Origin of the sequence: Pseudoalteromonas sp. Z9A4 (assembly GCF_011378845.1) — a bacterium.
GTDB classification, from domain to species: Bacteria; Pseudomonadota; Gammaproteobacteria; order Enterobacterales; family Alteromonadaceae; genus Pseudoalteromonas; species Pseudoalteromonas arctica.
Genome location: NZ_WTLA01000033.1, coordinates 1 through 21,089 on the forward strand (window position 1 = coordinate 1; position 21,089 = coordinate 21,089).

A 21,089-nucleotide genomic window follows, 5' to 3' on the forward strand; every position below is an offset into this window, starting at 1 on the left:
CCTTTATTAATTAATTTTCACTTTTACCAATACAAACACCATACTCACCATCAGTCGTTCCTAACCAAACTCCAGTACACTTTCCACCAAAAACACTACTTGTTATTTCTTTTTTATTTAACTCTTTCATTTTATTTTTCCTATCTGATTATTTAAGTTGATTCATTAGATCTTTAATGGCTTGCAGCCATGCACCCTCATGATAAACCGTTGAAACACCACCACTCACTACTTCCAACTGAACTATATTTAATGTTTTCATATACCTCTCCTATTGAAAAATCTTTGGAATAGTTGGGACTTTAGGTCCAATTACACAACCACCATCTACAATGCCACCATTAGCTTCTTTCACTTGCATTATGTTCAATTCATTCATGATATTTTCCTATTTTAAGTTTATTGTGTTTTAGTAAGTCTGATTAGATTTTGGTATTTCAATGGGGCCACATATAACAGGCCTACTCCCGGAAGAAATTGCACCACCATTAACTTCTTTTAACTGAACTACATTTAACTCTTTCATTTATTTCTCCTTTTTTATTAATTAACTTATTAAAAAACTTCCGTCTGAACTTGTATCTATAAACTCTTCATTTTCAACATTTAAGCTATTTATCTTCTTTATAGCTTTAGTTCTTGAACCTAAATCAGGCTTATCTACCTCTATGGCTTCACCATATCTAAGCTCTATAACCCTGTCTGCACTGGCTATTGTTTCTGGCCTATGTGCAATAATAATGCGTGTTACATCTAGATTTTTAACGGCTTCGTTTACTGAAAACTCAAGCTTTGTATCTAAGTTACTTGTTGCTTCGTCCATAAATAATATTTTAGGTTTTCTGTACAGAGCTCTTGCAAGTAATAAGCGCTGTATTTGCCCGCCTGATAATGCCGCCCCCATATCACCAACGAGTGTGTTGTAGCCCATTGTCATTTGTAAAATATCTTTATCTATAGCCGCAATTTTGGCTGCCCATTCAACTTGTTGCATGTCTAGCTCGGGGTCAAAAAATGATATATTATCTGCTATTGAGCCTGATAGAAGCTGGTCGTCCTGCATTACAGCTGCAATCTGCGTTCTATATTGACCAAGCCCAAGTTGTCTAATATCAATGCCATCTACTTCAATCTTGCCTTCGTCTGCTTCGAACAACCCAAGCATTAACTTTGCTAACGTCGTTTTACCGCAACCAGACGGCCCAATAATTGCGACTGACTCTCCGGCTTTAATTGATAAGTCTAGGTGTTTAAATACCGGTGCTTCTTTTTTGTTGTATCGGTAATTAATGCCTTTAAGCTCTATGTTGCCACTGATTTTCTTTCCACTCATTTTGCCTTGAATGTTTTGCTCTTTATCAGTTAGAGAGATATCAGCTAAGCGGTTAAAATGAAGGCTAAGCATTTTAAACTCGATCACTTTTTCAATTAAGCTTGCCATTTTTTCTACAAATTGGCGCTTATAAGCCATAAAGGCAAACAACATACCAACCGTTAAATCCCCCTCCATAACCAGCATGGCTGCAAAGTAAATAACTAGAACATTTTCAATACCAAAAATAATTTTATTAAATGCTTCGTAGCCTATGTTTAAGTGACCTACGCGTATACCTGAGTTCAAACTGTCTGCGTACTTGTTATGCCACACACTTTGTCTTTGTACTTCTCGCCCAAACAATTTAATCGTTTGGATACCTCTCACTGTTTCCATAAAGTTCGATTGCTCTTTGGCAAGGTTTACGATGACCTCTTCTGACATTTGACGAAGTGGGCGATACATTGCAATTCTAAACACTGCATAAATGGCTATCGCTATTAAAACAATGATACTGAGCTTTGGGCTGTACAAAAAAATCATGATAAGTGTTGCGATAGCCATCACACCATCAATAACCGCCTCTATTACCCCTTTAGTAAGTAGTTCCTTTACTTGTTGTAGTGAGCCGAACCGAGAGACAACATCACCTATGTGCCGTTTTTCAAAATACTGTAATGGTAATCTGATTAAATGATGAAATAGATTGGCACCAAGCTGTATGCTCATTAAATTACCAAAATGCAATAATAAAACACTCCGTACAGCTCCCGTGACCATTTCTATTCCCATCAGCAAGCCAAATCCAATTGCTAAAATAGCGAGTAGGTTTTGGTCGTAGCTTAAAATCACTTCATCAACTACAAGCTGCATGTAGTAAGGGCTTGCTATTGCAAATGCTTGTAGTAATAGTGATAAAACAAATACTTTGCCCAGCGTTGACTTTAGGCCGGTTACTTTGCTCCAAAAGTCAGATAATTTTAAATTTACCCGCGAATCTTCAGATTTAAACTCTTCTGTTGGACTAAGCTCTAATGCAACACCAGTAAAGTGTTTAGAAAACTCCTCCATTGTGTATTTGCGCTCACCTAAACCTGGGTCATGTATCTCTATTGATTTTTTAGTTACTTTTTTTAGTACTACAAAGTGATTCATGTCCCAGTGCAAAATACAGGGTGTTTTAAGCTGCGATAAGTGTTCTAAATCTAATCTTAAAGCTCGTGTACTTAACTTTAACTTATCTGCAATTTGCATTAGTTCTTCAAGGTTTGCGCCTTTTAAAGAAATTTCATGTTCTTGGCGTAAGCTCGTTAAATCTGTTTTGTAACCATAGTAAGCAGCAACCATTGCTATACTTGCTAACCCACATTCTGCAGCTTCTGTTTGTAAAATTACTGGGAGACGCTTTGCCCCGCTAAATTTCAATAAATGCATTGGGTTTTCCATCATACTGCTCCCTTAATGCTATATATTGGTTCAAATAACCACTCAAAGAGCGAACGACTATCAACCATAATGTCTGCTTCGAGTAACATGCCAGCTTGTAGAGGAACAGAAGCTCCATAAGCTTTTGCATTTTGATTGGTTAACTCTACTACTACTTGATACATTGGCTCTTGAAGCGAAACAGGTAAAGCCGTCTCGTTTGGTAAAAGTATTGATTTAGATACACTTTTTATTACCCCGTCATAAATACCAAAGCGTTGGTATGGAAATGCCTGATAACGAATGCGTGTACCTTGCCCTTTTTGTACAAACCCATAAGCTCTAGTTGGTACAAAAAGAACGGCCTCTAATTTTGTATCTTCTGGTAACACTGCCATTAATGGATAATTTGATTGTGCCATCATCCCTGGCTTAACTAATAAGTTACTAATGCGGCCACTACGCTGACTACGGACATCATAACTACCTTGTGATTCAGCTTGGCTAATCTGCTGATTTATATTCGCTAATTGAGAACGTAGCTGTGATTCAACCTCTTGTTGATTCATCGGCATTTGTATTAATTCAAAACGATACTGACTCAGCAACTCTTTTTGCGTAAGTAAACGCGCTTCTAGATCTTCGGCTTGTTGTTGAATTGCAAAGTAATTATCTTTTACCGTCTCCAAATCAGCGTTAGAAGCAAATTGTTTTTCTATAAGCGATTCGGTATCAGTAACTCTTTTTTTACTCAAAACAACTCGTTTATCTAATAATGTCAGCTGTTTTTGGGCCTGCTCCACTTGAAAAGTCGTGCTCGCTATTTGAGATTCTAATTTTTCAACACTCACTTCAGCTAATAATTTTTGATTTTGTAAGTTTTCATTTAAGAATTGCTTTTGCTTAGTTAACTCACTCACGATTACATCATTAATATCGTTACCAGAAGAAAGTAACCTTTCCATCCGTATCCGCGCTAGCAATTGACCTTTAATGACATGTTCACCTTCTTCTACAAAAATCTCTTCAACAACACCTGTTGTTAAAGGATAAACCTTAGATAAACCGGTTGTTGGTCGTAAATAACCAGAAACAACTTCTTTTCGGTGATATTCACCTAAAATAAGGTATGTGAAGCCAATAATAACAATCCCTAAAATCAACCCTAATATCCATGTAAACGACATATGAGTTGCTATTGTTACCTCACCATCAAGTTTTTGTCCTTGATGGTCAATAGCTTCTTTGCGAAATAAACCTGACATATTTACACCATTGCCTCAGGTAGTGGTGTACTACAATGCAATTTCCATTCACCTGACTCTTTTACTAACGAATGTAAATTACTCGACACTTTATCTATATCTTTGCCATCTATCTCTGCTTTAAAATTAACTACATCTCTTACAACTAATAAGTCGTCTTGCTTTGCAATTAGTGCCACATTTTGCAAAGTAAACTTAAAGTCAAATTGCTTTCTTAGTGTTTCAAACTGTTGCTTGGTCGCATTAAATAAAGGGGAGCCAGAACAGAAATAATCTTCTAGATCATCTAAGCTACCATCGCAGATTAATGCATAGTAACGGCTAAAATATTCATTAAGCGTCATAGTAAGCTCCAAATTATTTAACTTTTAAAAGAGGGTTTTATTGGCCCCCTCTGATTCGATGGAATTTATATTCACAGATAATTATTCATTTAGCAAATGTAAGGATAATTAATAAAATTATTTTTTTTCAGTTACTTAAGCTAAAAAGTTATTTGTAAATAAGCTAGTAATAGTGATTAGATTTGCTTTGCTAATATGGTAAACATATTTATAGATATAGATTTGCGAAGGGAATACATAAGAAGTATCATCCCGATGGTTGCTCGGGTCTAATTTAGCTGAACGCTTAATTTATTGACTAACGAGCAAGGCTACAGTATTGCAAAAATTGCTAAGTTTGTGTGTATAACGCTTAACTTTAAAGGTGAAAATATAAAGAAATAGCTAAAACGCAGCAGAGACTTCGGATGAGTCTAAAAAGCGTATGCCGTAATAACTGAGTAAAAAGCACTAAATAAAAAGTTCGAAAAGTAATACTAACCAAGGCTAACTCCTTTTCCACTAAAAAAAGTAATGATTATGAGCATAAAAACTAGTGTTCCTGAATCACCTTTAAAATTAATTTGTTACATGATGGGAATAAATAATGGCTAACTTAAATACCGAGTAGTGTTATCAGCCTATACTTTAAAATTTAATACGCGTGTTTGGTGTCTATTTAAAACTAAGAAGGGTAAGTAGTTTGGGATAACAAGGTAAATATAATTTAGAAAACAAGTAGATGAGTAACTACAGATAGATGAGTAACTACAGATTTAATTGGTATGCTTTTGATATAAGCCTGTTATTTTCTGTGGCCCTGGGCGGGAAAGTGGTTAAAATTATTGCCAGCTATTTCTCCAGCGGTTGTTAAATATAACACAACTTAAGAAAAGAAAGGAATGTAGATATATACTGCTAATAAACGCTTTTTCGGTAATTTATTTAGTACTAAGCCAGATTGTTTATGACAAAGTATACGGCCACTTATATAAAGCATGACTATATTTGGAAAATAGAGGTTAGAATGGTGAAGAGTGTAAAAATTCTTAAATAAAAATTTCCATTTAATAGAACTAAATAAGCTTAAATGGCGATTATGGCCGCTTAATAAATCTAAACCATCGTAATATAATGTAAAATTTGATAAAAATACTTACTCGTTTGCAAAGCAGATAGTACCTGCGAAACTAATTGCAATTATAAAAAACTTCATTAACCCCCTTATTTTTCATGCTCAAATCCTCATCTAAATTCTTAATTGATACTAAAATAGATGAATGGTCTACCTTGACCACTTTAAAACGAAAGTCATATGCGTCTGAACATAAGTAACCCTCTAGCTTTATAGAGGCAATGTTATCTAGCTCCTTATTATTAAAAGAAAGTACGCCATAAAACTCTTCGTTTTTGATTTTAAAAAGTAGCTCTCCCTTATAAAAAAAACCACCTTTTTCTAACCTTGACCCATATACGACATTTCCCTTTAAAGTAGAGTAAACATACTTTCTTGACTCATAATTATCATACGCCATTAATAAATCATTTTTATTAACTAAATCACCGTTCTTAACAAAAACATCACTAATATTCCCAGATTCTCTGGAATATAAATACTCCTGAAGTTCAGGTGTATTTATATTCAAAACAGCAGAGAATGAAATTGCAGTATATAAATTGATTACTAACAAAAAGCCCCCTATTTAGTGACTTCAGTAAATATTGTAACTGAACCTGGAATTTGAACATCAGGGTCTTCCGGATTACACCAGCTTGTTCTAATCGTCACAGTTTTTGCCGCACCGTTTATCATTTTCGTTTGTTCTAGCGCTAGGATATTATTAGTATTTAAGCCTTCTGATTTAAGAACTTTTAGGTTTTTTTTCTTTAATGAAAATTTCATGAATCTTAATCCTATAGATAATTGTTTGTTATAGTTTCTTAGTGAACACAATTAATTTATCCTAAAAATATAAAAAAATGTAATTATCAATCATTATTAAATCATATAATAATTAGACTTAAACTACTGAAATTAAATAACTTAACAATATTAGCAATTGAAAATATTAGAATAATAAAAAACTTGTCTTATTTTTGGAACGGCTGTAAAATTTAGTTTCCTTATTGCATTTGCATTTCTCGCATATGTAGCCCAAAGTACCGCCATACTTTGGGCATATATATACAAAGTCAAATAAGTAAGTCCTAAAATACATATAATTGTTTTAAGTACAACAAAGTGACGCCAGCATTGAAAATAACACTTTTCACTATTAAGCCCTTAAGTTAAATACAAAAATATTGCATCCGATTTGAAGAAACTTATAAGGCGCAAGTTTACTTTTAAATTTATAAAATTAAGTAACAGAGTTTTTCAAGTTAGTTGTCGCATCAAGTTAAATTTTATGCCGCCCGCACTTCTTCTTTTTTCTCTGGATTTAAATTTACTTCATTGATCATTGTCCAATCTCGCGACTTTCCTGACCAACGGCTTGGATTCTGTAATTTCGCCATTTCATTTACCCGATGACGTTTCGCTAGTATCGCTTTATCTAATCCTAAATGGCGCTGGTTTGGCGTGACAAATTTAATACCGCTGTGCAAGTGCGATCCATCGTTGTAAAGTTGAATAACCGATGTCTAAATCAAGCGCAATATCTTCTAGGCGAACATCATCACATTGAGATAATGCTTTTTCAACAGCTTGAACTTTAAATTCGTGTGTAAATCGACGTCTCATTTTATCTGCCTCTATTAAAAGTTAGAGGCGACAACTATCCTGACACAGGGGGGTAACAAAGATGAATTGGATTAGCTGAGAAGTTATAATATCAAACTTAGTTTTACTTAGTAATGCAGACCACATTAAATTAAAAATCAAGCTAGTTACTATATCTAACACTGTTGATTAAAAGCGATCGCATGAAAGAGCGCGCATAAATTTATCGTTTATAAGTTATTACATGCAGAAAGTCTTCGTATAAACTACTTAAATTAAGGCATAAAAGTTTTGATAACTATATTGATAATTTCAAAAAATACTAGTTAATCACTTTTCTCTAGCGATAATCTCACAAGCTCATTGTTTAGCAATTCAACTATTTCTAAGGTTAGAGTGCTATCTGAACTCGAAGAATTTACATTTAGAATAACATCTTCTGCATTGCTAACTTCAAATACTTTTTTAGGCAATATATCAACACTCTCAGCAAAATCATATTCGTAAATTGCTTTACCGGTCGAATGATAAACTTTATTTTTATTTATCGATAAAGAGTGCTTATAAGTTGATTGTTTAACTTCTAAGCCAGTTGTTTGCACCCCTGTAGATAAATCAAAAAATATTAACATACCTAGATTATTCAAAAATACTATTTTATTATTTTGTAACTGGCCAAACCACAATGCATTATTTACAGGTAATAATATACTTTTAGAGTTAACCCTATTAAAAATGTAAGAGTGAGTACTTGCACCAGATTCATCTTGCACAATATAACCAATGTTTTTATCTAGTAAATAACTAGCTGAAATCAAATTACCTTTTGGGGTAATAACATCCCTAACGGATAAATTTTCATAATTAAGTATTTCTATTTCACTTTCATTAACACCAAAAGCCTCTTGGGAATCAGAAGATATTTTAAAGTCTCGATAGCTGAAGCTAACTTTTTTTGATTTGACCTTACCATCTTTGAATACCGTATTTAATTTAATTGATTCCCCATCATTACTTAAAAACACAAGGTTTTCTCCAATAGAACTTGCAAACCTGCTATCGTATTTTGATACACGTTCAAAGTTTTTAGAAGTTAGATCTAATCTGTAGACATTATGAAAAAAAGGATATATCAACCCTAGAACATTGTTATTGTTAATAGGATAAGTTGCCGAGTAGCGACTTCTACTATGAACTTTTGTTTTACTTTTTATACGGTTATTATTTAACGAATATTGGTAAAAAATTTCTTCTGTATTGTCATACCATAACAATGAGTCGGTTTCTTTTTGATAGTTAATTGACCATATTCTATTTTTGGTCTCAAATAGTTTTATCTGCGCGCCACCTTCTAAATCAGTCATGTATAATTCACTAGAATTAAATTGATGTCTTTCAAATATAATTTTATTCTTGTTTTTTATAAAATATAAAAACTTATCACCATATGAATTTAGGTTTGGTGAACTTATTTGAAACTCCTCACCTGTACTTAAGTTTCGATTAACAAGAACTGATAATTCAGAGCGGTTTCTATAACCATACTTTGAATAAATAAGAGAATTATTATCAATATTAATCGCATTTATTGGGTATGAAGACTCACAATTAAATAAAAACTTACTATCCGCATTACTTGTTAAACCTACTTCCCACAGCTCACATTTGCCTTTACTTTCTACACTATAAATTGCACGTTCACTATCAATTGACCAACCTGCCGGGGAAATATTAGCGTTAGCTTCTGAAATTTTTATTTCTTGCCCAGTATTTAAGTTTTTTAATAAAAGCACTGAATCTAATTGTTCTTCTCCAAGGAATGAAAGTGCAACGGTTGAGTTATTTGGGGAAAGTATCATTTGACTATATACCCCCTGTAGCCAAGAGAGTGTTTCTTCGTTAAATTTTTTCTCTACAATGTTTGGGCTTTTTGTTCCTACCTTTGATAGCGTATCCTTTTGTTTATAGTCATTTTGATTTAGTAGGCTTTGAAATATGTAGATACTACCAATAACTCCTAAAACTAATATTACTATAAATCCTATTACCTTTTTTTGCATTTTATTAGGGGTTTCTTTTAATATATTAACCTGCCCCGAAGTCGAAGGCTCTTCTTCATAATAAATAATCTCAGGCTCCAAGAAAAAGCTATAACCCTTCCTGTAATGTGTTTTTACCACTAAACCACGTTGTATTTCTGACTTCAGTACTTTTCTAAGTTCTGACATTGCTCGGTTAATTGCGTTGTCATCAACATAGTGTTGACACCAAACATCATCAATTAAGTTTTGACGGGTAATGATCTCGTCTTTGTTAATAATCAAATAAGAAAGTACTTTAAAAAGAAGTGGTTCTAGTTCTCTTTCAACTTCACCATCAGAAATTATTTGAAGTTTTGGATTAAGGCTCCACGCACCGAACTTGACTTCTTTAACACTACGGGGAAAATTTGCTTCTTTCATAATTGTTATAACCCAACATCCATATCACAACTTGAGAATAAAAAATGTTTAAACTGTTTCAAATGCGAAAACATTAACGAGAGGTTAACAGCTATGTAAGGTAATGTCATCTGAACAGGCACAAAAAAGCCCACTCAAAGTGGGCTTTTTAAAAACCGGATAGGCTTACTTGTGACGTAATTGCTGAATTACGCGTAACTGAGCAACTGCTTCTGCCAGTCGCGTAGCCGCTTGCTGATAATCAAACTCAACAGCTGACGAATTCGCCATATGTTCTTCAGCTTCACGTTTAGCTTTTTGTACAGAATCTTCATCTAAATCTTCACCACGAACCGCAGTATCTGCAAGAATCGTGATGTGATTTGGTTGAACTTCTAATGTACCGCCAGCAACATATATCACATCTTCGTGACCAAATTGCTTAACTAAACGTACCATACCAGGTTTAAGGGCAGTTAGTAGTGGAGCATGGCCTAGGTTTACACCCAGCTCGCCTTCACTACCAGATACTTGAATCGATTCAACAAGACCAGAGAACAAACTCTGCTCAGCGCTTACTACGTCAAGATGTACAGTCATAGCTGTCATACTACCCTCCTAGTTACATGCCTTTGGCTTTTTCTTGAGCTTCTTCGATAGAGCCAACCATGTAGAACGCTTGCTCTGGCATATCATCAAATTCACCGTTTAAGATGCCTTTAAAGCCAGAAATTGTATCTTTTAGTGATACGTACTTACCAGACGCGCCTGTAAACACCTCTGCCACGAAGAATGGCTGAGATAGGAAACGTTGGATTTTACGTGCACGAGATACAAGTTGCTTATCTTCGTCAGAAAGCTCGTCCATACCTAGGATTGCAATGATGTCTTTAAGTTCTTTATAACGCTGAAGAACTGTTTGAACGCCACGTGCTGTATCGTAGTGCTCTTGACCAATTACTTGTGGGTCAAGTTGACGTGAAGATGAATCAAGTGGGTCTACCGCTGGGTAGATACCAAGTGACGCGATATCACGTGAAAGTACTACTGTTGCGTCTAAGTGAGCAAAGGTAGTTGCTGGAGATGGATCCGTTAAATCATCCGCAGGTACGTATACCGCTTGGATTGAAGTAATTGAACCCGTCTTAGTAGACGCGATACGCTCTTGAAGCACACCCATTTCTTCAGCAAGTGTAGGCTGGTAACCTACCGCTGATGGCATACGACCAAGTAGTGCAGATACTTCTGTACCAGCAAGCGTATAACGGTAGATGTTATCTACGAAGAAAAGTACATCGCGACCTTCGTCACGGAACTTTTCAGCCATAGTAAGACCTGTTAACGCTACGCGTAAACGGTTACCAGGAGGCTCGTTCATCTGACCGTATACAAGCGATACTTTATCAAGTACGTTTGAATCGTTCATCTCATGGTAGAAATCGTTACCTTCACGTGTACGCTCACCAACACCTGCGAATACTGAGTAGCCGCTGTGCTCGATTGCGATGTTACGGATAAGTTCCATCATGTTTACGGTTTTACCAACACCGGCACCACCGAATAAACCAACTTTACCACCTTTAGCAAACGGACATACAAGGTCGATAACCTTGATACCTGTTTCTAAAAGTTCAACTGAACTTGATTGCTCTTCGTATGAAGGTGCTGCACGGTGAATAGACATACGGTCTTCTTCGCCGATTGGACCCGCTTCATCGATTGGCTCACCAAGTACGTTCATGATACGACCAAGTGTTGCTTTACCAACTGGAACTTGAATCGATTCACCTGTATTCATAACTAAAGCACTACGACGTAAACCATCAGTAGTACCCATAGCGATAGTACGCACTACACCGCCACCTAGCTGTTGTTGAACTTCTAGAGTCAAACCAGCTAAATCGCCATCTGTTACTCTTAGTGCGTGGTATACCGCTGGCACGCTATCTTGTGGAAATTCAATATCCACAACGGCGCCGATAATTTGGACGACCTTACCTAAACTCATGTCTATTCCTCTCGTTAATCTTTACCCGAAGCATTAAACTGCTGCTGAGCCAGAACAAATCTCACTAATTTCTTGTGTGATTGCTGCTTGGCGAGCCTTATTATAAACAAGCTGTAGCTCGTCCATAAGGTCACCTGCGTTATCAGTTGCAGCTTTCATTGCAACCATACGAGCAGCCTGTTCAGAGGCAGCATTTTCTACCACACCTTGGTATGCTTGAGACTCAATAAAGCGTACTAACAAAGACTCTAAAATAGCCTCTGGATTTGGCTCGTATAAGTAATCCCATGTGTGAGCAGATACTTCTTCTTCAGCTTTTGGCAAAGGGAGTAACTGATCTATAATTGGCTCTTGCCTCATGGTATTAACGAATTTGTTATATACCAAGAATAAACGGTCTATTTTGCCTTCAGAAAATGCATCAAGCATAACTTTTACAGGACCAATAACGTCTTGTACTGAAGGTTTATCTCCTAGGCCCGCTTTTTTAGCGAGTAGTTGACCACCAAAACGTTGAAAGAAGCCAGCTGCTTTACTACCTAAAGTAGCAAATTCAGCATCAACACCTTTTTCTTTCCACGCTTTAACATCAAGTGCAACTTTCTTAAACTCGTTTGAGTTTAGACCGCCACACAGACCACGGTCTGTAGAGATAACAATATAACCAACTCGTTTCACTTCACGATCTTTTAAGAACGGGTGAGTAAAATCAAGATTTGCTTGAGCAACACGACCAATTACTTCACGTAATTTGTCAGCGTATGGACGGCTTGAAGCAACGCGTTCTTGCGCCCTTTTCATTTTAGACGCAGCAACCATTTCCATTGCGCTAGTGATCTTTTGAGTATTTTTAATACTCCCGATCTTGCTTTTAATCTCTTTTCCGCTGGCCATGACTCTCTCTCCGAATCAAGGTGTGCTTTAGTTTCCTAAAGCGCACCATTAATAACTAAATTACCAAGTTTGCGTAGATTTGAACTTCGTTAGAAGTTCTTTAAGCTGCGCTTCGATCTCGGCATTCAAGTTACCAGTTTCATTGATTTGAGCCACAAGCTCTGCGTATGTGCTATTTGCATACGAAAGTAAAGCTGCTTCAAAGTCACCGATTTTCGCGATTTCGATGTCTTGAAGGAAGCCTTTTTCAGCAGCAAATAACGACAAAGACATATCAGCAACAGACATTGGCGCGTACTGTTTCTGCTTCATTAGCTCTGTTACACGCTCACCATGCTCAAGTTGAGCACGAGTTGCATCATCAAGGTCAGACGCGAACTGCGAAAACGCAGCTAATTCACGGTACTGAGCTAGGGCTAGACGAATACCGCCACCTAGTTTCTTAACGATTTTAGTTTGTGCAGCACCACCAACACGCGATACCGAGATACCAGCATTTACTGCCGGACGGATACCTGAGTTGAATAAGTCAGTTTCTAAGAAGATCTGACCATCGGTGATAGAGATAACGTTAGTCGGTACGAACGCAGAAACGTCGCCGCCTTGAGTTTCAATGATTGGCAATGCCGTCAATGAACCAGTTTTGCCTTTCACTTCACCATTAGTGAACTTTTCAACGTAATCTGCGTTTACACGCGATGCACGCTCTAAAAGACGAGAGTGAAGATAGAATACGTCACCTGGGTATGCTTCACGCCCTGGTGGACGCTTAAGTAGTAATGAAATTTGACGGTAGGCAACTGCTTGCTTAGACAAATCATCATATACGATTAATGCGTTTTCACCACGGTCACGGAAGTATTCACCCATAGTACAGCCCGCGAACGGTGCTAAGTACTGAAGTGCCGCAGATTCAGAAGCAGATGCAACAACTACGATAGTATTTGCTAGTGCACCATGCTCTTCTAATTTACGAACTACGTTTGCAATAGTAGATGCTTTTTGACCAATCGCAACGTACACACACTTAACGCCTGTGTCTTTTTGATTGATGATTGCATCGATTGCTAGTGCAGTTTTACCTGTTTGGCGATCCCCAATGATAAGTTCACGTTGACCACGACCAACTGGAATCATCGCATCAATAGATTTATAACCAGTTTGAACTGGCTCATCTACAGATTTACGCTCGATTACACCCGGTGCAATTTTTTCTACAGGTTCAAACCCGTCGTTATCTAGAGCGCCTTTACCATCGATTGGAGCACCTAGTGTGTTTACAACACGACCAAGTAAACCAGGACCAACAGGAACTTCTAAAATACGACCAGTTGTATATACTTTTACGCCTTCAGTAAGGTCAGCGTACGGACCCATTACTACTGCACCAATTGAGTCGCGCTCAAGGTTTAGTGCGATAGCATAACGGCTGCCAGGAAGCTCAATCATTTCACCTTGCATACAGTCAGCAAGACCGTGGATGCGGATGATACCGTCAGTAACAGATACAATAGTACCTTCGTTACGAGCTTCACTTACAACTTCGAACTTCTCAATACGTTGTTTGATCAGATCTGAAATTTCAGTGGAATTAAGTTGCATGCTCTTTTTCCCAATTACGATTGTAGTGTTGTAGCTAAGCGGTTTAATTTACCGCGAATAGTACCGTCGATTACAGTGTCGCCAGACCTAATAATAAGTCCACCAACCACTGACGCGTCTTCACTACAATTCAGCTTAACTTTGCGTGCGAAACGTTTTTCAAGTGCCGCTACCAATGACTCTTGTTGCGCAGCAACAAGAGGAGTTGCAGAAATCACATCTACTTCGATTTCTTTATCGTATTCTGCTTTAAATTCAGCAAATAACTGTGCAACTTCAGGTAGAGCTGTCAAACGTCCATTTTCAGCCATCACCTTAACTAGGTTCTGACCTTGTTCGTTGAGCTGCTCAGCACAAAGTTGAATAAATAATTCAGCTTGTGCAGTAGCTGTAGGCATACTCGCTAAAACAGACGATGCTTGCTCATTGCTGGCTACATGGCCTGCAAAGAACAACATATCATTCCAGCTTTCTAGAGTGCCTTTCTCAACGGCAAGTTCAAAAGCCGCTTTAGCGTATGGGCGAGCGATAGTAGTCAAATTAGACATGCTCATACCCTCCTAATTACAGCTCAGCGACAAGTTTTTCAACGATGTCACTATGTGCGGCTTGATTAATTTCACGCTCTAAAATACGTTCTGCGCCAATCACTGCCAGAGTTGCTACTTGCTTACGTAGTTCTTCTGTTATGCGATTACGTTCAGACTCAACTTCAGAGTGCCCTTGAGCAATGATACTTTCACGCTCTTGTTGACCACGAAGTGTTTCTTCGTCAACAATTAGCACTGCACGCTTTTTAGCTTGATCAATGATATCAGCCGCTTGAGCTTTTGCATCTTTAAGCTGTTCAGCAGCTTTCTTTTGCGCAAGTTCTAAGTCTTTTTCGGCTCTATCAGAGGCAGCTAAACCATCTTCGATTTTTTTCTGGCGAGCTTCAATTGCACCGTTTAGTGGTGGCCATACGTATTTCATACAAAATAATACGAACACCGTAAACGCAATCAATTCACCGATAAGAGTGGCGTTTAAATTCACAACCGCTCCTCCTTAAATAGTAAGCTGTTCAAAGAATAAAATTAAAGTACGAACAACAATACCATAGCGATACCAACACCAATCATTGCTACAGCATCGATTAGACCAGCAAGGATAAACATTTTAACTTGTAGCGAAGGTGCAAGCTCAGGTTGACGCGCACATGCTTCAAGGAATTTACCGCCCATGTTACCAAAACCGATTGCTGTGCCGATTGCACCAAAACCGATTAGTAAAGCTACTGCGATGTATTTTAAGCCTGTTAATAATTCTAAAGCTTCCATTTATTTCTCCAAAGTTTCAATTGTAAAGTTAAAAGTAAAAGTAAAATTGTAAATCTAAAAATTAGTGATTATCTGAACTTGCCATGCTTAGGTATACAATCGTAAGCATCATGAATAAGAATGCTTGTAATGTAATAACTAGAATATGGAATACTGCCCAAACAAAGTGCAACGGTAGTTGCATAAAACCGATAGCGCCGATCAAGATGAAAATCAACTCACCAGCATATAAGTTACCAAACAAACGTAGTGCTAATGAAAACGGTTTAGAAACGAGTGCAATCAGTTCAAGTAATAAGTTAAATGGTATCAAAATAATTTGAACGAACACGTTATTTGAGTTGAACGGATGAAGCGTTAACTCTTTAATAAACCCGCCAATACCTTTTATTTTGATTGAAAAGCCAACCATTAGTATAAATACACCCAGCGCTAGCGCTGAAGTCATATTAATGTCTGTCGTTGGTACAATTTTCATGTACACATCGTGTGAATCCATACCAAATGCAGTCTCACCAACGAAACCTGCAAATGCTGGAAGGAAATCAACTGGTATTAAATCCATTAAGTTCATTAAGAACACCCAAACGAAAATCGTTAAGGCTAATGGTGCAATAAGCTTGCTTTTACCATGGAAAGTATCGCGTACGTTGTCACCAACAAATTCTACGATTATTTCAATAAAACACTGAAATTTTCCAGGTACACCTAGTGTTGATTTTTTAGCGGCACTACGAAAGATCCATAAAAATATAAGACCTAAACCGATAGACCATGCAAGGGTATCTATATGCCATGTCCAGAATCCACTGTCCGTACATGCTTTATTGAAGGCGAGACCTGTATCGGTCGAACACATCTTAGCATTGGTCAAATGGTGCTGGATATGGCCAGATAGAGTAACTTCTTCTGCTGCCATGTTATATCCCAAAAGTTAATGTTTAAAAAAAACGGGTGCGAACAATCCAGTAAAGAGCGCCAGTATATAAGTACTAAAAAAGGGTAATAAAATTACCGGAAAATGCTTCAGTACTAGCGCAAACAATACAATTGTTAGCATAAACTTTAATCCGTTGCCGCGTTTCAACGAGGCATACGCTTGATTTGCTCGACTTGCACCCATATATCTGAATGCATAAAGTGCAAATACAAAGTGCGGAAGTACTGCTACAGCTCCACCAGCGAGTGATGAAAGCGAGGCATTGACTCCCGAACTAAAAAAAATAATTACAGCAGCAACTAATGCTACAACACCCTGAAGGAAAATTAACTTTAATACGGCAAGTCGATATGGACTCGCTAACTTATCAGTCACGTTTAGTTAACCTTTATTGCGTTCTAATTGTTAGGGTGTGAAAACTGGCGAAATTATACTTAATCCTGCCAGTTTTGCAACTTGAGTAGATGCTTTGTAACACGAAATAGCTACAAATGTCCCTTTTTAGACATGTAGAAAACTAATGGTGGGTATTGTCGTGATTTATACGATTTAAAATGCCGTCAAGTTCATCTAGGTTAGTATACGAAATAACCAGTTTACCTTTGCCTTTTTTATTGTAGTTAATCTCTACTTTAGCACCTAGATTTTCAGCGAGTTGTTGTTCTAACTGCTTAACATCTGGATCTTTTTCGGTTATTTCTTTAGCAGGTAAAGGTTCTAAAATTGAGCGTACGAGCTTTTCAGTTTCTCGAACTGTTAATGCTTTAGCTACAGCTAAACGAGCAGCATCTGACTGCGCTTCACCTTCAAGGGCTAACAGGCAACGAGCATGGCCCATTTCAATATCGCCATGTTCTAACAGAATTTTTACATCACTATTTAAGTTATTTAAACGCAATAAGTTAGTTACAGTCGTACGTGATTTACCCACCGCATCTGCTACTTGCTGATGTGTTAATTCAAATTCTATTAGTAAACGATTAAGTGCAACTGCTTCTTCCATGGCATTTAAATCTTCACGCTGAATATTTTCTATCAGTGCAATCGCAACGGCAGCTTCATCAGGTACATCTTTAATAATACAAGGTACTGTTTCAAGCTTAGCTATTTGCGCTGCGCGCCAACGACGCTCACCAGCAATAATCTCAAAGCTATTGTGTGCAATAGGGCGCACAACAATAGGTTGAATAATACCTTGTGAGCGAATAGAACTAGCAAGCTCTTCTAGCGCCTCTTCAGACATGTCTTTACGAGGTTGGTATTTACCAGAGTGTAAGAACTCTATTGGGAGTTTTTGTAATTCACTATTATTAGCCGCGGCATTTTGCACAGCCTCAGAAACGTTTGATGTGTCGTGTTCCTTGCTTGGGCTCGGTGCAGGCTTTGACGAACTTAAAAGTGCATCGAGTCCTCGGCCTAAACCTCGTTTTTTAGCAGACATGTTATTTTTTTACCTCAAAGTTAGGCGACAACGGACGCTGTTTTTTCTTTTCTGCGTAACATTTCACCAGCGAGTGCTAAATACGCTTTAGCGCCACTTGATGCCCGGTCATAGTACATAGCAGGAGTACCAAAACTAGGTGCTTCAGCTAAACGAACATTACGCGGGATCACCGTACGGTATACTTTATCGCCAAAATGTTGTTTTAATTGTTCTGATACATCATTTGCCAAACGGTTACGTGGGTCGTACATAGTACGAAGTATGCCTTCAATTTGTAAGCTAGGATTCACTAACTTAGCAAGTTGCGTAATCGTATCCATTAATGCGGTTAACCCTTCAAGTGCATAATACTCACATTGCATTGGCACTAAAATAGAATCAGCTGCGGCCATTGCATTAACAGTTAACATATTTAGAGAGGGTGGACAGTCGATAAAAATAAATTCGTACTGGTCCTGAATTTTTTCAAGTGCATTACGTAAACGCACTTCACGGGCAAATAATTCCATCAATTTAACTTCTGCAGCGGTTACATCACCGTTTGCAGCAATCATATGGTATTCACCAGACGTTTCTTTAATGATAACGTCTTCTATAGGTTTATCTTCAATAAGTAGGTCGTAAATAGTTGGCACGTCGCCATATTTATCTACGCCACTACCCATAGTCGCATTACCTTGCGGATCGAGATCAATTAACAGCACTTTACGTTTCGTTGCAGCCATAGAAGCAGCGAGGTTAACAGCGGTTGTAGTTTTACCCACTCCACCTTTTTGATTTGCTAATGCGATGACTTTTGCCACGGTATCTCTGATCCCTAATCTTTAGAAAGAATAATTAAATGTCGTTGTGCATCTAAATTAGGTACTTCTAATGCAATTTTTTGCTCAAACTTAACACCTGCAGGTAGTGACTCTAGCTCTTCGCTAGGGAACACGCCTTTAAGTGCTATAAATTTACCCGAATGATCGATTAAGTGCGAACACCAGTCAACCATATCTTGTAATGAAGCAAAAGCACGACTTAGTACGCCGTCTAATTTAACACTTGGTTGATATTCTTCAACTCTTGACTGAACCGGGGTTACATTATCAAGACCAAGCTCATGTTTAACATGCATTAAAAATCGTACACGTTTACCTAAGCTATCTAATAACACAAAATGTGTATTAGGTAATGCAATTGCTAATACGATACCCGGTAATCCAGGACCCGTTCCAACATCAATATAATGATGACCGGGTAAGTGAGGCGCAACAACTAAGCTATCCATAATATGCTTAATCATCATTTCTTCAGGTAAGCGTACTGAGGTTAAGTTATAAGCCTTATTCCACTTATTCAATAACTCGACGTAACGAACTAGCTGTTGCTGTTGTTTTTCTGTTAGCGCAATATCAGTTTGCGCTAACAATGTAGTTAATTGTTGCTGTAACACTATGTACCCTTACCGTTACGCGGATTTGCGTAATAGGCCTTGCTTCTTCAGATACACTAATAATAGCGAAATCGCCGCTGGGGTGATACCAGAAATACGCGATGCTTGACCAATAGTGTCAGGACGCGACTCAATAAGCTTGGCAACTACCTCATTTGACAAACCAGATACGGTTTTATAATCAAACTCTTTTGGTAAAATTGTTTGCTCATGACGAAGCTGTTTGTTGATCTCATCTTGTTGACGCGCAATATAACCTGCGTACTTAGTATGGATCTCAACTTGTTCAAGTGCCGCTTTGTTTGTAAATTCAGATCCTAATCCTTCTATAGCCATAAGATCGTTATAACGAATCTCTGGGCGACGAAGTAATTCTTCTAAACTTGCTTCACGTGTAAGCGGTGTTTTCAGTAATGCATTTACTTGTTCTACAACGGCATGATCCTTATGGATCCATGTATCTTTAATGCGTTGCTTCTCTTTTTCGATTACTTCCATTTTTTCGTTAAATGCCTGCCAGCGTTCGTCATTAACCAAACCTAGCTCACGGCCTTTTTCAGTTAAACGAATATCAGCATTATCTTCACGAAGTAATAAACGGTATTCGGCACGACTGGTAAACATACGGTATGGTTCTTTTGTACCCAGTGTTGCTAAGTCGTCGATTAATACGCCAACGTAAGCTTCATCACGACGTGGTGTCCAAGAATCTTTGCCTTGCACTTTTAGTGCAGCATTCATACCTGCAATTAAGCCTTGTGCACCCGCTTCTTCATAGCCGGTAGTACCGTTAATTTGACCCGCAAAAAATAAACCTTCAATAAATTTAGTTTCTAAAGATTGTTTTAAATCACGTGGATCAAAGTAATCATATTCAATTGCGTAACCAGGTCGACAAATATGTGCATTTTCAAAACCTGTAATCGATTGCACAATTTCAAGTTGTACATCAAACGGTAAACTAGTCGAAATACCATTTGGGTATAATTCGTATGATGTTAAACCTTCAGGCTCAACAAATATTTGATGTTTATCTTTATCTGCAAAACGAACAATTTTATCTTCAATTGAAGGGCAGTATCGTGGACCAATACCTTCAATAACACCTGAGTACATAGGTGAGCGATGTAAGTTTTTACGAATAACATCATGTGTTTTTTCGTTTGTGTAAGTTATGTAACACGGTATCTGTTGTGGGTGATCTGATTGTTTACCCATAAACGAAAACACAGGAGTTGGTGTATCACCTGGCTGTGCTTCCATTTTTGTAAAATCAACAGTACGTGCATCAATACGTGGCGGTGTACCTGTTTTTAAACGATCAACTCTAAATGGATGTTCACGTAAGCGATCAGCTAAAGCGATTGAAGGAGGATCGCCTGCGCGACCGCCTTTATAATTTTCTAAACCAATATGAATTAAGCCGCCTAAAAAAGTACCCACGGTTAAAACAACACTTGGTGCACTAAAACGTAAACCCATTTGAGTTACTACGCCAGTAACACGATCGTTTTCAACAATAAGATCATCACATGATTGTTGAAAAATCTTAAGGTTATCTTGGTTTTGTAATGTTGTTTGAATAGCCGCTTTGTACAAAGCACGATCTGCTTGTGCTCGAGTAGCACGAACAGCAGGTCCTTTTGAAGAATTTAGTGTACGAAATTGGATCCCGCCTTTATCAATGGCCTGTGCCATTGCACCACCAAGCGCGTCGATTTCTTTTACCAAATGACCTTTGCCAATCCCACCAATTGCTGGGTTGCAAGACATTTGACCGAGGGTATCCATATTGTGAGTCAGTAGCAGGGTATTCATCCCCATACGGGCAGCTGCTAATGCGGCTTCAGTGCCAGCATGTCCACCACCTACTACGATAACGTCAAAATTTTCGTGAAAAATCATTAATGGGATCCTACTTAAATCAAACCGGTAAACTTCAAAAGGGAGCGT

General features: G+C 37.7%; 20 protein-coding genes and 1 pseudogene. All 21 read right to left on the reverse strand.

The window, feature by feature from the left end; translation table 11 throughout:
- Positions 1 to 547: 547 nt before the first annotated feature.
- The 21 genes and pseudogenes from GQR54_RS17410 to mnmG all read right to left on the reverse strand — a co-directional run bounded on the left by GQR54_RS17410 (position 548) and on the right by mnmG (position 21,041).
- Positions 548 to 2,761 carry a peptidase domain-containing ABC transporter gene (locus GQR54_RS17410; RefSeq protein ID WP_166379295.1) on the reverse strand — a complete coding sequence of 738 codons (2,214 nt, stop codon included), beginning with the start codon at positions 2,759 to 2,761 and terminating at the stop codon, positions 548 to 550.
- On the reverse strand, positions 2,761 to 4,005 hold the full coding sequence (locus GQR54_RS17415) for an HlyD family efflux transporter periplasmic adaptor subunit (protein WP_166379276.1): 1,245 nt from the start codon (positions 4,003 to 4,005) through the stop codon (positions 2,761 to 2,763). Before GQR54_RS17415 ends, GQR54_RS17410 begins: the two co-directional genes overlap by 1 nt.
- Positions 4,006 to 4,007: 2 nt before the next feature.
- The gene (locus tag GQR54_RS17420; protein ID WP_166379278.1) at positions 4,008 to 4,349 is read right to left on the reverse strand and encodes a hypothetical protein; all 342 of its coding nucleotides are present in this window, start codon (positions 4,347 to 4,349) and stop codon (positions 4,008 to 4,010) included.
- Between the two features lie 1,169 nt (positions 4,350 to 5,518).
- Positions 5,519 to 6,019 (reverse strand): hypothetical protein, encoded by a 501-nt coding sequence (locus GQR54_RS17425; RefSeq protein ID WP_166379280.1) that lies wholly within the window; start codon positions 6,017 to 6,019, stop codon positions 5,519 to 5,521.
- 8 nt (positions 6,020 to 6,027) lie between these two features.
- On the reverse strand, positions 6,028 to 6,231 hold the full coding sequence (locus tag GQR54_RS17430; protein ID WP_166379282.1) for a hypothetical protein: 204 nt from the start codon (positions 6,229 to 6,231) through the stop codon (positions 6,028 to 6,030).
- Positions 6,232 to 6,734: 503 nt separating this feature from the next.
- A pseudogene (locus GQR54_RS19660) lies at positions 6,735 to 6,953 on the reverse strand (IS3 family transposase); the annotation flags it as partial.
- Positions 6,919 to 7,071 (reverse strand): transposase, encoded by a 153-nt coding sequence (locus GQR54_RS17435; protein WP_166379284.1) that lies wholly within the window; start codon positions 7,069 to 7,071, stop codon positions 6,919 to 6,921. The pseudogene GQR54_RS19660 and the gene GQR54_RS17435, both read right to left, overlap by 35 nt.
- A 305-nt stretch (positions 7,072 to 7,376) precedes the next feature.
- Positions 7,377 to 9,512, reverse strand: coding sequence for a winged helix-turn-helix domain-containing protein (locus GQR54_RS17440; RefSeq protein WP_166379286.1), 2,136 nt, complete (start codon positions 9,510 to 9,512; stop codon positions 7,377 to 7,379).
- Positions 9,513 to 9,677: 165 nt separating this feature from the next.
- Entirely contained in the window at positions 9,678 to 10,100 is a 423-nt protein-coding gene (locus GQR54_RS17445) for a F0F1 ATP synthase subunit epsilon (protein WP_007377666.1), read from the reverse strand.
- A gap of 13 nt (positions 10,101 to 10,113) precedes the next feature.
- Positions 10,114 to 11,499: a F0F1 ATP synthase subunit beta gene (gene atpD, locus GQR54_RS17450; protein ID WP_007585971.1), complete on the reverse strand. Its 1,386-nt coding sequence runs from the start codon at positions 11,497 to 11,499 to the stop codon at positions 10,114 to 10,116.
- 33 nt (positions 11,500 to 11,532) lie between these two features.
- Positions 11,533 to 12,393 carry a F0F1 ATP synthase subunit gamma gene (gene atpG / locus GQR54_RS17455; RefSeq protein WP_007585974.1) on the reverse strand — a complete coding sequence of 287 codons (861 nt, stop codon included), beginning with the start codon at positions 12,391 to 12,393 and terminating at the stop codon, positions 11,533 to 11,535.
- Between the two features lie 60 nt (positions 12,394 to 12,453).
- A complete protein-coding gene (gene atpA, locus GQR54_RS17460; RefSeq protein ID WP_007585976.1) occupies positions 12,454 to 13,995 on the reverse strand; it encodes a F0F1 ATP synthase subunit alpha in 1,542 nt (513 codons plus the stop codon).
- Between the two features lie 14 nt (positions 13,996 to 14,009).
- Positions 14,010 to 14,543: a F0F1 ATP synthase subunit delta gene (gene atpH, locus GQR54_RS17465; protein ID WP_007585978.1), complete on the reverse strand. Its 534-nt coding sequence runs from the start codon at positions 14,541 to 14,543 to the stop codon at positions 14,010 to 14,012.
- A 16-nt stretch (positions 14,544 to 14,559) separates the two neighbouring features.
- Complete coding sequence (gene atpF, locus GQR54_RS17470) at positions 14,560 to 15,030, reverse strand: F0F1 ATP synthase subunit B (protein ID WP_004335264.1); 471 nt, start codon at positions 15,028 to 15,030, stop codon at positions 14,560 to 14,562.
- A gap of 41 nt (positions 15,031 to 15,071) precedes the next feature.
- Positions 15,072 to 15,314 (reverse strand): F0F1 ATP synthase subunit C, encoded by a 243-nt coding sequence (atpE, locus tag GQR54_RS17475; protein WP_007585980.1) that lies wholly within the window; start codon positions 15,312 to 15,314, stop codon positions 15,072 to 15,074.
- A 61-nt stretch (positions 15,315 to 15,375) separates the two neighbouring features.
- Positions 15,376 to 16,233, reverse strand: a complete 858-nt coding sequence (atpB, locus tag GQR54_RS17480) for a F0F1 ATP synthase subunit A (protein ID WP_024592268.1) — start codon at positions 16,231 to 16,233, stop codon at positions 15,376 to 15,378.
- Between the two features lie 15 nt (positions 16,234 to 16,248).
- Positions 16,249 to 16,629, reverse strand: coding sequence for an ATP synthase subunit I (locus GQR54_RS17485; protein ID WP_166379288.1), 381 nt, complete (start codon positions 16,627 to 16,629; stop codon positions 16,249 to 16,251).
- 142 nt (positions 16,630 to 16,771) lie between these two features.
- Positions 16,772 to 17,695 (reverse strand): ParB/RepB/Spo0J family partition protein, encoded by a 924-nt coding sequence (locus tag GQR54_RS17490; RefSeq protein WP_024591276.1) that lies wholly within the window; start codon positions 17,693 to 17,695, stop codon positions 16,772 to 16,774.
- 20 nt (positions 17,696 to 17,715) lie between these two features.
- A complete protein-coding gene (locus GQR54_RS17495) occupies positions 17,716 to 18,501 on the reverse strand; it encodes a ParA family protein (RefSeq protein WP_004335235.1) in 786 nt (261 codons plus the stop codon).
- Positions 18,502 to 18,515: 14 nt separating this feature from the next.
- On the reverse strand, positions 18,516 to 19,136 hold the full coding sequence (gene rsmG / locus GQR54_RS17500) for a 16S rRNA (guanine(527)-N(7))-methyltransferase RsmG (RefSeq protein ID WP_007585988.1): 621 nt from the start codon (positions 19,134 to 19,136) through the stop codon (positions 18,516 to 18,518).
- Between the two features lie 15 nt (positions 19,137 to 19,151).
- Complete coding sequence (mnmG, locus tag GQR54_RS17505) at positions 19,152 to 21,041, reverse strand: tRNA uridine-5-carboxymethylaminomethyl(34) synthesis enzyme MnmG (RefSeq protein WP_010555145.1); 1,890 nt, start codon at positions 21,039 to 21,041, stop codon at positions 19,152 to 19,154.
- Positions 21,042 to 21,089 lie beyond the last annotated feature (48 nt).

Excerpts from the sequence above, each read along its gene's own strand:
- GQR54_RS17410 (WP_166379295.1), bottom strand. The coding sequence starts at position 2,761 with ATGGAAAACCCAATGCATTTATTGAAATTTAGCGGGGCAAAGCGTCTC.
- GQR54_RS17415 (WP_166379276.1), bottom strand. The coding sequence starts at position 4,005 with ATGTCAGGTTTATTTCGCAAAGAAGCTATTGACCATCAAGGACAAAAA.
- GQR54_RS17420 (WP_166379278.1), bottom strand. The coding sequence starts at position 4,349 with ATGACGCTTAATGAATATTTTAGCCGTTACTATGCATTAATCTGCGAT.
- GQR54_RS17430 (WP_166379282.1), bottom strand. The coding sequence starts at position 6,231 with ATGAAATTTTCATTAAAGAAAAAAAACCTAAAAGTTCTTAAATCAGAA.
- GQR54_RS17435 (WP_166379284.1), bottom strand. The coding sequence starts at position 7,071 with ATGAGACGTCGATTTACACACGAATTTAAAGTTCAAGCTGTTGAAAAA.
- GQR54_RS17440 (WP_166379286.1), bottom strand. The coding sequence starts at position 9,512 with ATGAAAGAAGCAAATTTTCCCCGTAGTGTTAAAGAAGTCAAGTTCGGT.
- GQR54_RS17445 (WP_007377666.1), bottom strand. The coding sequence starts at position 10,100 with ATGACAGCTATGACTGTACATCTTGACGTAGTAAGCGCTGAGCAGAGT.
- atpD (WP_007585971.1), bottom strand. The coding sequence starts at position 11,499 with ATGAGTTTAGGTAAGGTCGTCCAAATTATCGGCGCCGTTGTGGATATT.
- atpG (WP_007585974.1), bottom strand. The coding sequence starts at position 12,393 with ATGGCCAGCGGAAAAGAGATTAAAAGCAAGATCGGGAGTATTAAAAAT.
- atpA (WP_007585976.1), bottom strand. The coding sequence starts at position 13,995 with ATGCAACTTAATTCCACTGAAATTTCAGATCTGATCAAACAACGTATT.
- atpH (WP_007585978.1), bottom strand. The coding sequence starts at position 14,543 with ATGTCTAATTTGACTACTATCGCTCGCCCATACGCTAAAGCGGCTTTT.
- atpE (WP_007585980.1), bottom strand. The coding sequence starts at position 15,314 with ATGGAAGCTTTAGAATTATTAACAGGCTTAAAATACATCGCAGTAGCT.
- atpB (WP_024592268.1), bottom strand. The coding sequence starts at position 16,233 with ATGGCAGCAGAAGAAGTTACTCTATCTGGCCATATCCAGCACCATTTG.
- GQR54_RS17490 (WP_024591276.1), bottom strand. The coding sequence starts at position 17,695 with ATGTCTGCTAAAAAACGAGGTTTAGGCCGAGGACTCGATGCACTTTTA.
- mnmG (WP_010555145.1), bottom strand. The coding sequence starts at position 21,041 with ATGATTTTTCACGAAAATTTTGACGTTATCGTAGTAGGTGGTGGACAT.